The organism is Dactylosporangium sp. CA-152071 (genome assembly GCF_050936335.1).
Lineage (GTDB): Bacteria > Actinomycetota > Actinomycetes > Mycobacteriales > Micromonosporaceae > Dactylosporangium > Dactylosporangium maewongense.
This window is the reverse complement of the sequence record NZ_JBNJMZ010000002.1, coordinates 672716-686355: the sequence shown is the minus strand read 5'-3', so window position 1 is coordinate 686355 and position 13640 is coordinate 672716. Positions and strand designations below refer to the sequence as shown.

Here is a 13640-nt window from a genome sequence, read left to right as displayed (position 1 = left end):
ACGCGCGCCGTGAAGCGCTCTCGGATCCGCGCGCTGGCTGAGCGGCATGGTGTGCATCGGCGCACCGTGCGGGAGGCGCTGCGCTCGGCGCTCGTCGAGGCCGCCGGCGGCAAGCAACTCACCCAGACCATCGCCCGCTACGGCCGCGTCGACCTCCTCTACATCGACGAACTCGGGTACCTGGAGCTCTGACCGGTCTCCTTCGAAGACCAGTCGCTGCACGCTTGTAGTCGGCTCGACCCACGACCCTCGGCCGGACCCGCCGCAGGCTCACTCGGGGAAGGCGGCGGACGCTGTCAGACGCTCGACGAACGCACGAAAGTCGGGTGCGAGCAGGAGTTCGTGGTTCATCTCGTTGTCGATCCACACAACCGAGGGGCTGCCTGTCGGTCCACACTTCCGGTAATCGAGGGCGATCCAGCAGTGCCCGTCACCGCTGAGCAGGACGACCGGTGACGGAAGCCCCCATTCCTGCACCAGATACGGGGTGTCGAGCAGCGTCATGGTCTCGGCCTGCCCGCCCAGGCCGATCCCATACAGGCGTTCAAAGGGGACATGATCGTCTGCATAGAAATTCGTCTCGGCAGGGCACGCATCCCACGAATCGGCGATCACACCGCCGTTCTGGAGCCGAAGCAGTCGCAGGAGATCAGGCGGCAACGTGACATCGAGGTGTCGCTCCGCGGCGACGACCAGTTCGTCCGTCAGCGGCGGCAGCCGGAGACGCTCACTGTCCGGGTGCCAGAAACTCGCCGCGACCTGTTCGAACGACCCCACGCCGATCATGATCTCATCCGCGACGATTCCGCGTCGCCGGTGTCAGTCAGTCGACGGCTCATGCGCGGCAGCTGCCCAGGTGGGGCCGGGGTTGGCCAATGTGCACTGTCACACGCATCGCCACGCATCTGTTCACCGCCGGCCGACGCGTCGCAGCATCACAGCGGCGCTGACGGCACCTGCGGGCGCCTACGACCGTCCCGACGGGGCCGCCCGTGACCTCACAGCCATCAGCCGCCTATACGGCGTGCGCGGTGTTCGACGTGTGCCTGCCGCCCTCGGCAATTTCGGGATTGTCATTACCGGTAATCGCGGTCTTCGCGCGGGCGACCGGTGCGTCGGGGTGGCCGAGCGCGTCGAGCAGCGCGGCGGCGCGCAGCCAGGCGGTGCGGGCCTCGGCGGTCCGGCCGAGCGCGGCGTACGTGTCGCCCAGGTGGCCCGTCACGACCGCCTCCTGGTAGCGGTCGCCGTGCTCACGCAGCAGGGCCGCGGCGCGCCGGTAGCAGCCGACCGCCTCGTCGGGCATGCCGCTGCGGTGCCGGGAGTACGCCAGAGTATCCCACGTGATGCCCTCGCCGTGCCGGTCGCCGAGCCGGCGGTGCAGCTCGATCGCCTGGGCGCAGCAGGCGAGCGCCTGCTCGTGCTCCCCGAGGTGTGCGAGGTGCCAGCCGAGCGCGTTGAGGGTCTGCGCGCGCCCGTGGTCGTGGCCGGCCGCCTCGAACATCGCCAGGGCCCGCCGGTCGTCCGCCAGCGCCCGGCCGGGCTCGCCCTGCCACGCCGACACCCGGGCCAGCCCCCGGAACGCGAACCCCTGCCCGGCCAGGTCCCCGAGCCGCCGCGACGCCGCGAGCGCCGCCCGCAGCTGGTCCCGCGCCTGGTCGAAGCAGCGCAGCCAGGTGTACGCCCGGGCCAGCCCCCGCAGCGAGTGCGCGATCGCGGCGTCGTCGCCGAGCCGCTGCGCCGACCGCAGCGCGGTGCGGTGCACGTCGGCCTGGGCGTGCCAGTCGCCGCGCTGGTCGAGCACGTACACCAGGGCCCACGCCAGCTGCCACGCGTGCCGGTCGAACCCGGCGCCGGCCGCGTACCGAATTGCGGACGCCAGCACCTGGTCCTCCGCCGCGAACCACGCCAGCGCCGCCCGCCGGTCCGGGCACGTCCGCGCCTCGACTCCGGGCAGCGGGTCCCGCAACGGCTCCAGCCGCAGCGCCGCCGCACACGCCTGCCGCACGTAGCGGTCGAGCAGCCGCTCCACCGCCGGCCGCGCGCCGTCGGTCCCGGCGGCGAGCTCCATCCCGTACAGGCGGACCAGGTCATGCATCCGGAACCGCCCGGGCGTCTCCTCGGCGAGGAGGTTCGCGTCGAGCAGTTCCCGGACCGCGGGCCGCAGCGCCTCCGGCCCGCACCCGCTCATGCTGGCCGCCGCCCCCGCACCGATGTCGGGCCCGGGCGCGAGGCTCAGCCGCCCGAACAGCGCGCCCGCCGCCGCCGACAGGTGCCGCACCGACCCGGCGATGGCCGCGCGCAGGCTGACGGCAAGGTCCCCGGCATCGAGCGCGTCGAGCCGGGTCCGCCGGGCCCGCAGCTCGTTCACGAGCGTGGCGAGCCGGCAGTGCGGGTCGGTGGCAGCCCGCGCCGCGACAATTCCCAATGCCAGGGGCAGCCCGCCGCACAGGGGCAGCAACGCCCGGACCGCCTCCGGCTCGGCCTCGGCGCGCGCCGCCCCGAGCCGCGCCCGTAGGAGTTCGGCCGCGTCCGGATCGGTCATGCAGTCGAGCGTGACCGGATGCGCGCCGTGCGCTGCGACGAGCCCGGTCAGCCGCCGCCTGCTGGTCACCAGCACCGCGACCGTCGGCGTCCCCGGCAACAGCGGCACCACCTGCGCGCTGTCGTGAGCGTTGTCCAGCAGCACCAGCATCCGCCGGTGCGCCACCAGCCTCCGGTACAGCATCGCCTGCTCGTCCGCCCCCGCCGGCAGCGCATCCGCGGCAACCCCGAGCGCGGTGAGGAACATCCGGGTCGCGACCGACGGGCACAGCGGCTCCCCGGCCGGATCGAACCCGCGCAGGTTCACGTACAACTGCCCGTCGGGAAACATCCGCCGGTGCTCATGCGCCCACCGCAACGCCAACCACGTCTTGCCGATCCCGCCGGCCCCACCGATGACGACAATCCCCCTGGTCGCGTTCGCCGCGTCGGTACCGTCATCGCCGGCCTCACCGAGGTCACCCCCTCGGGTAGCGCCCCGCAACGCCGTCGTCAGCTCCGCAAGCTGCGCCTGTCGCCCACTGAACACCCCCGGCGACCCCAACACCCCCGGCACGCTCGCAACCCCGAGCCCCGCAGGCAATACCTGAATCCCGCGCCCATCCTGCACGCTGACCGCGTCCCGCGTGCTCGACGCCCCGCGCCCCTCGTGCAGGTCGACCGCCGCGGTCGTGCTCGCAACCCCGCGCCCACCGTGCGGCCCGACCGTTGCCGCCGTGCTCGACCCACCAGCTGCGGTCGACCGGTTCGCTGCGCCCGGCCCGGCGTCGGTGGCAGACCCGCTGGCGGTGGTTGATCCGTCGGCTGTGGTCGACCGGTCTGTCCCGTCGGCTGCGCTTGATCCGTTGGCCCTGTTTGACCTGTCGGCTGCACTTGATCCATCGCCTGCGTTTGTCCTGTTGGCCGCGCTTGATCCGTCGGCTGTGCGCGTTTCGCCGGTTGTGCTCGATCCGCGGGTTGTGCTCGATTCGCCTGCTGCGGCCGACCCGCTCAGGGGGCCCTGCCGGCTGGGGCTGCCGTCCACGTCCGTCGGACCCTGTGCGGCCGGGCGGTCCGCCGCGTCGTTGACCGCCCCCGCTGCCGGTATGCATGGTCCGGGCTCGTCCACCTGTATGGTCGGGGTGCCGGGTGCCTCCGTTGCGAGCGGAGTGCTCCGGGAATTCCGCCTGACCGGCAGGTGGGCGGTGGGTTGCTGATTGCTGGTTACGGCAAAGCCGTTGGCGGCGGGCGTCTGCGGGTCATTACCGATTACTGGATTGCTGGTAATGGCAATGGTGGAAAGCGGTGGGGACAGGGCAGGGTCGGCCTGCAGGATCTGGCGGTGCAGGCGGCGCAGCTGTTCGCCGGGCTCGATGCCGAGCTGGCCGGCCAGCTGCCGGCGCAGCACATCGTAGCGGCCGAGCGCCTCGCCGCGGCGGCCGCAGCGGTACAGCGCCAGCATCGCCGACGCCGTGATCGCCTCGTCGAGCGGGTCTGCGTCCGCGCGGTCGAGCAAGCCGTCGACGACCGACGCGTGCCGTCCGAGCCGCAGTGCGAGATCGTCCCGGCGCTGTTCGGCGGTCCGCCGCCGGCGGTGGAGGTCGCGGCGGACCGAGCTCAGCCAGGGGGTGTCGAGGCAGCCGAATGCGTCGCCGGTCCACAGGCGTAGCGCCTCGTCGAGCAGCGAGGCCGCCGCCGGGACGTCGTCGGTGCCGGCCGCGCGGCGGACGAGCTCGTCGAACAAGTGCAGGTCCACGGCGAGCGGGTCGATCTGCACCACGTACCCGGACGGCCGGCGCACGACCGTCCACCCACCGGGCGCCAGGCTCTGCCGTAGCCGCGACACGTAGCTGTACAGCGCCTCCCGCGGGTGGCGGGGGAGCCGGTCGCCCCACGCGCGGTCCAGCAGCACGTCGGCGGGGACCGGGCGCCCGGGCTCGACCAGCAGCGCCGCCAGCACGCACCGCTGCCGCTCGTGCCCGATGTCGACGTCCACGGCCTCGCCGCGTTCGCCGTCGGTCCACGCCCCGACGTCGCCCAGCAACCGGATTCGCATCACCCGCATTCACCTCCCGTTGCCATGACGCACGTGCATCTCGGCCTTGCGGGAGCCCTGTGTCGAGAAGCCGACGGGGTTCAATCGGCCGCGGCCGGCGCGGCGGCGGTCACACCGCCGAACCGGCGCCGGCCACGAGCGCGGCGAACGCCCGGTCTGCCGTCAGGCGTCGAGACCGGCGGAGCGGGCCATGTGGGCGGCGTACCAGGACGGCCAGTCGTCGTCGTGGTGGCCGAGCTCCTTCTCGTACACGCCGTGCGCGGTGGCCGCGTCCCGCAGCGCCTGCTCGACCTCGGCGACCGACTCGTACACGACGTGGCTGACCCGACCGGGCTGCCGGGAGGTGACCTCCTGCAGCACGAACGCGTTGCCGTCGGGGTCCTCGAAGGACAGGAACGAGCCGTACGACTGCCGCTGCGGATGCGGTCCCGCGACCCGGGCCGTCGTGCCCGCGTGATGGAACACCCCACCCGCGTCGTGGAACACCTCGCTCACCGCGACCCCGCGCGCCACCAGGTCGTCGTGCGCGGCCACGATGTCGTCGACGACCAGGTGCACGCCCTCCGCCGACCCGGGCGCCGCGTCCGTCACGCCGGACCCGACGATGATCGACGCCGCCGAGCCGGGCGGGGTGAAGTGCACCACCCGGAACCCTTCCGGCCCGCTGAAGTCGACGTCCTCCCGGAACCCGATCCGCGTGTAGAACTCCTTCGCCCGGTCCACGTCCGAAACCGGCAGCACCACGATTTCGAGCTTGTAGTCGACCATCTGTCCGCTCCTTCTTGCCGTACCCCCGCGATGCCCCGCGGCATCTGCTGAAGACTGTCGCGCGGAAGCACCCGTGGTCGCCCCAGTGGAGGACCCTGGCAGGCACCCGGGTCAGCCCCCGTGCACACCCGCGGCGGGCGGCAGGGCGGAAGTCCGGAACGGAACTGCGACATGTCGGGCGTTCGGAGACAGGCCCGAAACAATGATGGGGGACGCTGCATGGCGTGGAGATCCTGGTGGTGACGGGTATGCAGCCGGTGGGGCGGGTGTTGCCGGCGTTGGACCTGCTGACGCACGGTCGGCGGGTCGCGGGATACGACGTGCAGGCGTGCCTCACCGGGACCGAGCCGGACGTGGTGCTGGTCGACGCGCGCCGGCAGCTGGCGGAGGCGCGGGCCTTCTGCCGGGCGGTGCGCGGTTCGGCGGTGCGGACGCCGGTCGTCTTGGTGGTCGAGGAGGCGGGGCTGGTCGCCGTAGCCGCCGACTGGGGCTTCGACGACGTGGTGCTGGCCGGCGCGGGACCGGCCGAGATCGACGCGCGGCTGCGGCTCGTGACGCAGGCGGCGGCGGTCGCGGCGAAGGCGGCCACGAGCGTGATCACGGCGGGTGCGCTGCACATCGACCCCGACACGTACGCGGCGAAGCTCAAGGGCCGGGCGCTGGACCTCACGTACAAGGAGTTCGAGCTGCTGCGGTTCCTGGCGCGGCACCCCGGCCGGGTCTACACCCGTGACCAGTTGCTGCGGGAGGTTTGGGGGTTCGACTATTTCGGCGGCCACCGGACCGTCGACGTCCACGTGCGGCGCCTGCGGGCGAAGCTCGGCAGCGAGTACGAGTCGATGATCGGCACCGTGCGCCAGGTCGGCTACACCCTGGTCCTGCCGCCCCGCCCCGAGCTCGAGCCGCTGGCCGAGCAGACGGAGCCGGTGTTACAGCGGGCCTGACCCGGTAGGACTGTGCGGTGGGTCACATCGGAGCGCGTCACGTTCCGGTGGGGCGGCACGTCTGACAGCGCATGTTCGCAACCTATGTCACGCTCACGATCGTCGCCGCGTTCTTCAGCGGGAGCGCCGCCGTCACGTACCTCATCGGCCACGACTACCCGAAGGCCCAGGCGGAGATGAAGCGCCTGCCGCAGTCCTGGGTGCCGCGGCTGGGAGCGACCCTCGCCGCCGGTTCGCTGGGGCTGCTCGCCGGGTTCGCGGTGCCGATCGTCGGGACCCTGGCCGCGGCCGGCCTGGTGCTGTACTTCACCGGGGCGCTGATCGCGCACCTGCGGGTCGGGTCGCGGCAGCTCGTCGGGTGGGCGGTGTTCTTCGTGACGATGGTGACCACGCTCGTCGTGAACGTGGCCTACCACTGGTGACCGGCGGCGCCATGGTCCGCACACCATGAGCGCGCCACCCACTCTCACCACCTCCAGCGTATGGCGGCCCGCGACCATCCGACGACCGAACGCGAAACACCTTTGCCGCGGCCGGGTACGGTGCCCCGCATGGGGATGTACCTCGTCGACGTCCGGCCGGGGAACTGGGAGTACGCGGCGCAGCTCGACCGGGCGCTCGCGGAGCGGGGGCTCGGTGCGTACCAGGGGCCGAGCCAGGAGGGAGCGGACCGCTTCGAGGAGAAGCTGTCGCCGCCGATGGACGGCTTCGCCGACCTGTGCGAGCGGCACGGCGCCACGGACGTGCTGGAGGCCGCCCTGTTCGTGCCGGTGCCGTTCGACGGGCTGATCACCCTGCCGGTCGGCAACGCGTACGACGACGAGCGCACGGTGGTGCTCAGCTCGCACCGGCTCCGGGACCTGGTGGCGCCGCTCGTCGCCGACGTCCGGCTGCCGTCGCCCCTGCCGCGCGGCCCGCTCGCGCTCGTCACCGGCATCGACGATCCGGTTGCGTTCTATGTGGCGATGTACCAGCAGGCGGCCGAGCACTCGCTGCGGCACGGCTGCCCGCTCACGTACATCTGAGGCCTCCCGACCGGCCCAGGTCATGGGCGGGCGGCTCCGGCGGCGGGCCGTTCGTCCTGGTTCCGGGCCTCGATCGCCGCGACGGTGCTGCGCAGCGCCTTGCGCAGCTGCCCCTTGGCGACGCTGCCGAGCAGGACGCCGATGATCCGGCCCTTGAGGTTCCTGCCCTCGCGGACCACGACCGCGTCGACGGCGGTGGTGCCGTCAGGGCGCCTGGTCAGCGTGTACGTGTGGCCCGACGCGCCGCCCCACACGTTGGAGTCGGTGGTCCGCATCGTCACACGGTGCGGGTCGGACCAGTCGTAGCGCAGGCGTTCCCACACGCCGCCCGAGCCCTCGGTGACGTCGGCGTGGTCGGGGCCGAGCTCGTGCACCTTCAGGTACTCGTCGGAGCTGGCGGGGAACAGCCGCTGGCGGCCCGGGCCGAAGTCGGTGAGCCCGGCGACGAACTGCTCCGGCGTTGCGGTGGTGGTCTCGCTGAGGTGGATGGTGGACATGTCGCGCTCCTGTTCGTCGGCTGCCGACAACTGCATCGGCTGACGACAGCGTGCCCGGCCCGGGTGGTCCTTCGGACCCGTGGAACACCCGGGCCGGCACACTGGTGACGCCGGACCGCTCAGGCGAACGCGCAGGTGACCGCCGGCGCGGGGTTCGTGGTGGTCCAGCTCGCGATGAACCCGAACGACGTGGACCCGCCGGCCGGCAGCGCACCGTTGTAGGCGGCGTTACGTGCCGTGGCGACCGCGCCCGCCTGCGTGACGGTGGCGTTCCAGGCCTGGCTGACCTGCTGCCCGCCGCTGAACGTGAGCGTCGCCGTCCACGCCGAGGACGCCGCCGCCGACGCGTTCCGGACGGTGACCTCACCCTGGAACGCGCCGCTCCACTGTGACACCAGCTTGTACTCGGCGACGCACTTCGCGCCGCCGGCAGAGGGCGACCCGGACGGCGAGGTGGACGGCGACCGGGACGCGGAGGCCGACGCCGAGGGCGACCGCGACGCGGAGGCCGACGGTGACACCGACCGGGACGGTGACGGCGAGGCCGACCGGGAACCGGACGGTGACGGCGTGACGCCCGAGAGGACCTGCGTCACGGCCGGGAACCAGCGGTCGGCCATCTTCTGGAAGCCGGCGTCGTTGGGGTGCACGCCGTCGCCGGTGTCCGTGGCCGCGTCGAACCCGGTCCACAGGTCCGCGACGACGATCGGCGACTGCGCGGTCGTCAGCCCCGCCGCCCACCCGGGGATCGCCGCGTTCAGCGCGACCACGTCCGCCGGGCACGTCGCGCACGCCGACGCGCTCATCGGGATGATCTGCGCGACCACGATCCGCACCGCCGGGTTCTGCGCCCGCATCTGGCCGACCAGCTTCGTGAACGCGGCCAGCTTCGTGGCGGTCGGGATGTACCCGCCCCACATGTCGTTCGTGCCGAGATGCATCAGCACGACGTCGGGCCGGGCCGCGGCCAGCCACGGCGGCAGCTGGTTGTTGTCGGCGATCCCGGTCGCCGAGAACCCGCCGTGACCTTCGTGGTCGAAGTCGTAGGCGTACCCGGGATTGCACCCGCCGCCGTCGGACACACCGCCGACGAAGTCGATGTTGGTGTATCCGCTGGTCTGCAGCCGGTGCCACAGCTTGGCCCGCCAGCACCCCGGACCGGCGGTGATCGAGTCGCCGAGCGGCATGACCCGCACGGCCGCCGCCGCCGACACGGCCGGACGGGCAACGACGAAGGACGCCGCGACGAGGAACGCGGCGAGGGTGGCGTACATGATGGAACGCAGCGACATGAGAGCACACTTCCTAGGCAAGACGGACGTGCAACAGCACCTGCCCGGCTCCCATGGCATCGCGCGCCGTCGATGCTACCGCACCCTGCCCTCGCGTCATCGTCCGCGGCGCCGGTACGGTGTGCCGCCATGGGCGCTCTCGGGCTGCACCTCGGCCTCACGATCCCGCCGGCCTCCGGCGACGCACTGCTCCGCGACGTCTGGGACGTCCTCGCCGGCCGGATGGCCCGCCTCGCCGACACCGCGCCCAGCGAGGAGATCCTCGCGTACTACCTGGCGTTCCAGTCCTCGGACGGCCTCGCCGACGGCACCTGGTCCGCCACCGCCGGCGCCCTGCAGTTCGCCTTCACCGACGCCGCCGGCGTGTGCGTCGTGGAGATGTACGCCTGCCACCACTGGACGTCCCTGACCGTCCTGGACCGGTGGCCCGCCCTGACCGCCCTGGCCGCCGACCACGGCACGGACCTGGTCCCGCCGTTCGCCACGGACGCGGAGACGGCATTGCGCGAAACCCTTGCGGGCGGCGCCGACCGGGTCTTCTTCCACCACTTCACCGACGAGCACCACGAACGCCTCGGTCACGCCCTGACGGCCGAAGCTCCACAGGACGACCACGAACTGCGCTTCTACGCCCTCGACGAGGCGACCCGCGCCCTGAAGGACACCGGCGCCGACCGCCGGCGCCTCACCGACCTCATCACCACCGGCCGGTGCGCCTGCGACGTCTGCCAGAACCTGCGTTACTTCCGCGACCTGCCCCGCGCCCGCGGCCAGCACGAGTAGCAACCCACCGTCACGCCATTGTGGACGGTTCTACCTAGCAGTACTATGCATCATACTTCTAGGGTATCCAGGGGTGGTCCCGGTGAAAGTGGCGAAGGACCTTGTCGCGGCGTCGGCGACGCCGATGGTGCTCGGGATTCTCGCTGAGGGCGACAGCTACGGCTACGCCATCCTCAAGCGGATCAACGAGCTGTCCGGCGGGGAGCTGGACTGGACCGAAGGGCTGCTGTACCCGTTGCTGCACCGCCTCGAACGGCTCGGGCACGTCGAGTCGAACTGGAAGGCGGTGACCGGCGAGCGGCGGCGCAAGTACTACCGGATCACCGAGCAGGGGCTCGCGGAGCTGGCGGAGCAGCGGCGGCAATGGGACACCGTCGTCGACGCGTTGCGGGAAATCTGGCGGGCCCCGCTGGCCGTCGCACCGGTGGAGTGCCCGTCATGACCGACTTCGAAGCGCTGGACCAGCCTGACGAGGCCCTGGAAGCGCAGATCGCGCAGTGGCGGGAGTACGTCGAACGGCGGCGCGAACTGAAGACCGCCGACGCCGATGAGCTCGAGGACCACCTCCGCGGATCCGTCGACGAGCTGGTCGAGGCCGGGTTGAGCGGCGACGAGGCCTTCCTGGTCGCGGTCAAGCGGATGGGCAGCCTCGACGAGCTGTCCCGCGAGTTCGCCCGGGAGCACTCCGAGCGGCTGTGGAAGCAGCTGGTGCTGACCGGCCCGGACGGCGGTGCGGCCGCGGGCGAGACGGGGTCGCGGAAGACGCTGTGGGTGATGGCCGGCTGCGCGGCCGGGGCGGCGGCGACGTTCAAGCTGCCGGAGCTGTTCGGGGCCGACCTCGACGAGGACGGCCTGTTCTACGCGACGAACATCAGCCTGTTCGCGCTGCCGTGGCTCGCCGGGTTCCTCGCCTGGCGGCGGCGCGCCCGGCCGGGGCTGATCGCGCTGATCGCCGCGCTGTTCGTGCTCGGCGCGGTCGCCGCCAACGTCTACCCGCTGGACGAGGGGTCCCAGTCGCTGGTCATCACCGCCATCCACCTGCCCATCGCGCTCTGGCTGGTCGTCGGGCTGGCGTACGTGGCGGACGACTGGCGCTCGACCCGCCGGCACATGGACTTCATCCGGTTCACCGGCGAGATCGTCATCTACTTCGTGCTCATCGCGCTCGGCGGCGTGGTGATGGTCGCGTTCATGGTCGGCACGTTCAAGGCGATCGGCGTGCAGCCGGAGCGGTTCATCGTCGAGTGGCTGGTCCCGTGCGGCGCGATGGCGTCGGTCGTCGTGGCCGGGTGGCTCGTCGAGGCGAAGCAGAGCGTCGTGGAGAACATCGCGCCGGTGCTGACCCGGCTGTTCACGCCGCTGTTCACGGCCGTGCTGGTCGCGTTCCTGGTCGCCGTGGGGGTGACCGCGGCCCGCATCGACGTGGAGCGTGAGGCGCTGATCCTGTTCGACCTGCTGCTGGTCGTGGTGCTGGGGCTGCTGCTGTACTCGATCTCGGCGCGGGACCCGCTCGCCCCGCCCGGGCTGTTCGACAAGCTGCAGCTCGCGCTGGTCGTGAGCGCCCTGGCCATCGACGCGCTGGTGCTGATCGAGATCACCGGTCGGGTCACCGAGTTCGGCACCACGCCCAACAAGGCCGCGGCGCTCGGCGAGAACGTGATCCTGCTGGTCAACCTGGCCTGGTCGGCGCACCTGCTGCTGCGGTTCATCCGGCGGCAGGGCCGGTTCGCGGCGCTGGAGCTGTGGCAGACCCGCTTCCTGCCGGTGTACGCGGCCTGGGCGTGGGCCGTGGTCCTGATCTTCCCGCCGGCGTTCGCCTTCATGTAAGGGCGTGGTCCGCGCTTGGTTCGGGTGCCGCGGGGAGCAGCACGGTGACCGTGGTGCCGGCGCCGGGATGGGTGCACGGGACCCCGGTGGGCTGCGGGTGATGGTGTTCTGCGCCGGAACACCAGCGCAGCCACCCGCCGTGCGCGGTGACGATGGCGTCGACGAGGGACAGGCCGAGTCCGGTGCCGGGGGTGGTGCGGGCGGCGTCGGCACGGGCGAAGCGCTCCGCGGCGTGCGGCAGGAACTCGGCCGGCATGCCGGGGCCGGCGTCGTGGACTGTGAGCCGCACCCAGCCGTCGGTCGCGGAGACGGCGACGGTGACAGGTGCCGCGCCGTGGCGCAGGGCGTTGTCGAGCAGGTTGGTGAGGATGCGGTCGACGCGGCCCGGGTCGATGCGGACCGGCGGCGCGGGGCCGAGGTCGGTGCGCACGGCATCGTCGGTGAGGCCGGCGGCGGCGCGGTGCCGCCGGACGGCCGGCGCGACCGTGCGAGCGAGGTCGGTCGGCGGGGCGCCCGCCGCGGGTGCGGGCTGCACGCCGACGTCCAGGAGGGAGTCGGCGAGGGCGATGAGCCCGGCGGTGTCCGCGGCGGCGGCACGCAGCGCCTCCTCCAGCTCGGCGGCGGGGCGCGGACGCCGCAGGGCCAGCTCCAGCTCGGCGGCGAGCAGGGTGAGCGGCGTACGCAGCTCGTGGCTGGCGTCGCTGACGAAGCGCCGCTCCCGCTCCAGGGCCGCGTCCAGCGCGGTGAGCATGTCGTTGAGGGTGCGACCGAGGCGGGTGAGCTCGTCGTCGCCGGCGGGGACGTCCAGGCGGACACCGGCGGCGCGTCGGTGATGCGGGCGGCCTGGGCACGGTACCGCTCGACCGGGTCGAGCGCCGCCCGCGCGAGGCGGTAACCGACGAACGAGGCGACCGCCAGGGCCGCGAGGTTCGCGAGCGCGAGCTGGGCGATGAGCTCCCGGAGGGCCTCGTCGCGCTGGTCCCGGCGCACGGCGACCACCACGACGGCCGGCTGCCCGGCCGGCGGTGCCGGGTCCGTGGACAGCGGGGTGGCGAGGACCCGCAGCGGTTCGGGGCTGATCGGCAGCAGCGTGCCGTGATCGGCGCGGACCGGGCCGCGCCGCGCGGCCGCGACCTGCCCGGCGGTGAGCAGCGGCCGCCCGGCCAGGCCGGAGCTGGCCTGCAGGACGGTCCCGGCAGGGTCGAGGATCTCGTACAGGCCGCCCGAGACGACCGCGGGATTGCGGGGGCCGAGCGTCCCGTCGTGCAGGGCGGCCGTGACCGCGGCGCTCTCGGCGTCGAGGTCGGCGTCGAGGCGGCGGTCGAGGGCGTACTGCACCCGCAGGTACACGAACCCGCCCGCCCCGGTGAGCACGACCAGCATGGCCGCGGCGAACCCGGCGATCAGCCGGACGCGCACCGGCAGCCGCCGCCACCGCACCGACCCGGGCGCCACCTCAGCCGCCGTCCGGACGTAACCGGTAACCGGCGCCGCGCAACGTCTCGATGGCGTGCCGCCCGAACGGCTTGTCGACCTTGCCGCGCAGGGTGGCGATGTACACGTCGATGACGTTGGAACGCAGGTCGGTCTCGCCGTCCCACACCTCGTCGAGGATCTGGTACCGGGTGACACACTGGCCGGCCCGCGCCATGAGCAGCGCGAGGATGTCGAACTCCCGGGCCGACACGTCGATCTCGGTGCCGCCGCGCGCGACCCGGCGGGAAGCGGGGTCGAGGGTGAGGTCGCCCGCCGTGAGCGTGGCCGCGGCCGCGTCGGCGCTGCGCCGGTGCAGGGCCCGCAGCCGGGCGAGCAGCTGAGCGAGGCGTCGCTCGTCCTCCACCACCAGTACGCGCATGCCGCCCAGTGCATCACGCCGCCGCGGACGTTCATCCGCCTTTCATCTTCGGCGGCCTGCCGTCCGATGGCCG

Annotated in this window: 14 protein-coding genes; 7 read left to right on the top strand and 7 right to left on the bottom strand. The window is 72.8% G+C overall.

Annotated features, from left to right (window positions below; genetic code table 11):
- The first annotated feature begins 51 nt into the window (after positions 1–51).
- A complete protein-coding gene (locus tag ACQEVZ_RS43335; RefSeq protein ID WP_433378757.1) occupies positions 52–192 on the top strand; it encodes a hypothetical protein in 141 nt (46 codons plus the stop codon).
- A gap of 78 nt (positions 193–270) precedes the next feature.
- Here ACQEVZ_RS43335 and ACQEVZ_RS43330 read toward each other — a convergent pair whose 3' ends face one another.
- The 3 genes from ACQEVZ_RS43330 to ACQEVZ_RS43320 all read right to left on the bottom strand — a co-directional run bounded on the left by ACQEVZ_RS43330 (position 271) and on the right by ACQEVZ_RS43320 (position 5344).
- Complete coding sequence (locus ACQEVZ_RS43330) at positions 271–786, bottom strand: SMI1/KNR4 family protein (RefSeq protein WP_433378755.1); 516 nt, start codon at positions 784–786, stop codon at positions 271–273.
- A 229-nt stretch (positions 787–1015) separates the two neighbouring features.
- A complete protein-coding gene (locus tag ACQEVZ_RS43325; protein ID WP_433378752.1) occupies positions 1016–4576 on the bottom strand; it encodes a BTAD domain-containing putative transcriptional regulator in 3561 nt (1186 codons plus the stop codon).
- Positions 4577–4738: 162 nt separating this feature from the next.
- Complete coding sequence (locus ACQEVZ_RS43320) at positions 4739–5344, bottom strand: VOC family protein (protein ID WP_433378749.1); 606 nt, start codon at positions 5342–5344, stop codon at positions 4739–4741.
- Between the two features lie 224 nt (positions 5345–5568).
- On the opposite strand from ACQEVZ_RS43320, the gene ACQEVZ_RS43315 reads away from it, so the two are divergent.
- The 3 genes from ACQEVZ_RS43315 (at position 5569) to ACQEVZ_RS43305 (ending at position 7313) form a co-directional block, all read left to right on the top strand.
- Complete coding sequence (locus ACQEVZ_RS43315) at positions 5569–6288, top strand: winged helix-turn-helix transcriptional regulator (protein WP_344505127.1); 720 nt, start codon at positions 5569–5571, stop codon at positions 6286–6288.
- A gap of 71 nt (positions 6289–6359) precedes the next feature.
- On the top strand, positions 6360–6710 hold the full coding sequence (locus tag ACQEVZ_RS43310; RefSeq protein ID WP_433378746.1) for a DoxX family protein: 351 nt from the start codon (positions 6360–6362) through the stop codon (positions 6708–6710).
- A 129-nt stretch (positions 6711–6839) separates the two neighbouring features.
- Complete coding sequence (locus tag ACQEVZ_RS43305; protein ID WP_433378743.1) at positions 6840–7313, top strand: hypothetical protein; 474 nt, start codon at positions 6840–6842, stop codon at positions 7311–7313.
- A 20-nt stretch (positions 7314–7333) separates the two neighbouring features.
- On the opposite strand, the gene ACQEVZ_RS43300 is transcribed toward ACQEVZ_RS43305, so the two are convergent.
- Entirely contained in the window at positions 7334–7846 is a 513-nt protein-coding gene (locus tag ACQEVZ_RS43300; protein ID WP_433378740.1) for a hypothetical protein, read from the bottom strand.
- Between the two features lie 83 nt (positions 7847–7929).
- Positions 7930–9102, bottom strand: coding sequence for a cellulose binding domain-containing protein (locus ACQEVZ_RS43295; RefSeq protein WP_433378737.1), 1173 nt, complete (start codon positions 9100–9102; stop codon positions 7930–7932).
- 129 nt (positions 9103–9231) lie between these two features.
- On the opposite strand from ACQEVZ_RS43295, the gene ACQEVZ_RS43290 reads away from it, so the two are divergent.
- The 3 genes from ACQEVZ_RS43290 (at position 9232) to ACQEVZ_RS43280 (ending at position 11712) form a co-directional block, all read left to right on the top strand.
- A complete protein-coding gene (locus tag ACQEVZ_RS43290) occupies positions 9232–9885 on the top strand; it encodes a hypothetical protein (RefSeq protein ID WP_433378734.1) in 654 nt (217 codons plus the stop codon).
- A gap of 82 nt (positions 9886–9967) precedes the next feature.
- Entirely contained in the window at positions 9968–10327 is a 360-nt protein-coding gene (locus tag ACQEVZ_RS43285) for a PadR family transcriptional regulator (protein ID WP_344505121.1), read from the top strand.
- Positions 10324–11712, top strand: coding sequence for a permease prefix domain 1-containing protein (locus ACQEVZ_RS43280; RefSeq protein WP_354897309.1), 1389 nt, complete (start codon positions 10324–10326; stop codon positions 11710–11712). The genes ACQEVZ_RS43285 and ACQEVZ_RS43280 overlap by 4 nt, the downstream gene beginning before the upstream one ends.
- Here ACQEVZ_RS43280 and ACQEVZ_RS43275 read toward each other — a convergent pair.
- Both ACQEVZ_RS43275 and ACQEVZ_RS43270 read right to left on the bottom strand, forming a co-directional pair.
- Complete coding sequence (locus ACQEVZ_RS43275; protein ID WP_433378730.1) at positions 11705–12463, bottom strand: sensor histidine kinase; 759 nt, start codon at positions 12461–12463, stop codon at positions 11705–11707. The two genes, ACQEVZ_RS43280 and ACQEVZ_RS43275, sit on opposite strands and share 8 nt — an antisense overlap.
- Positions 12464–13168: 705 nt before the next feature.
- Positions 13169–13567, bottom strand: a complete 399-nt coding sequence (locus tag ACQEVZ_RS43270; RefSeq protein ID WP_433378727.1) for a winged helix-turn-helix domain-containing protein — start codon at positions 13565–13567, stop codon at positions 13169–13171.
- Between the last annotated feature and the right edge of the window lie 73 nt (positions 13568–13640).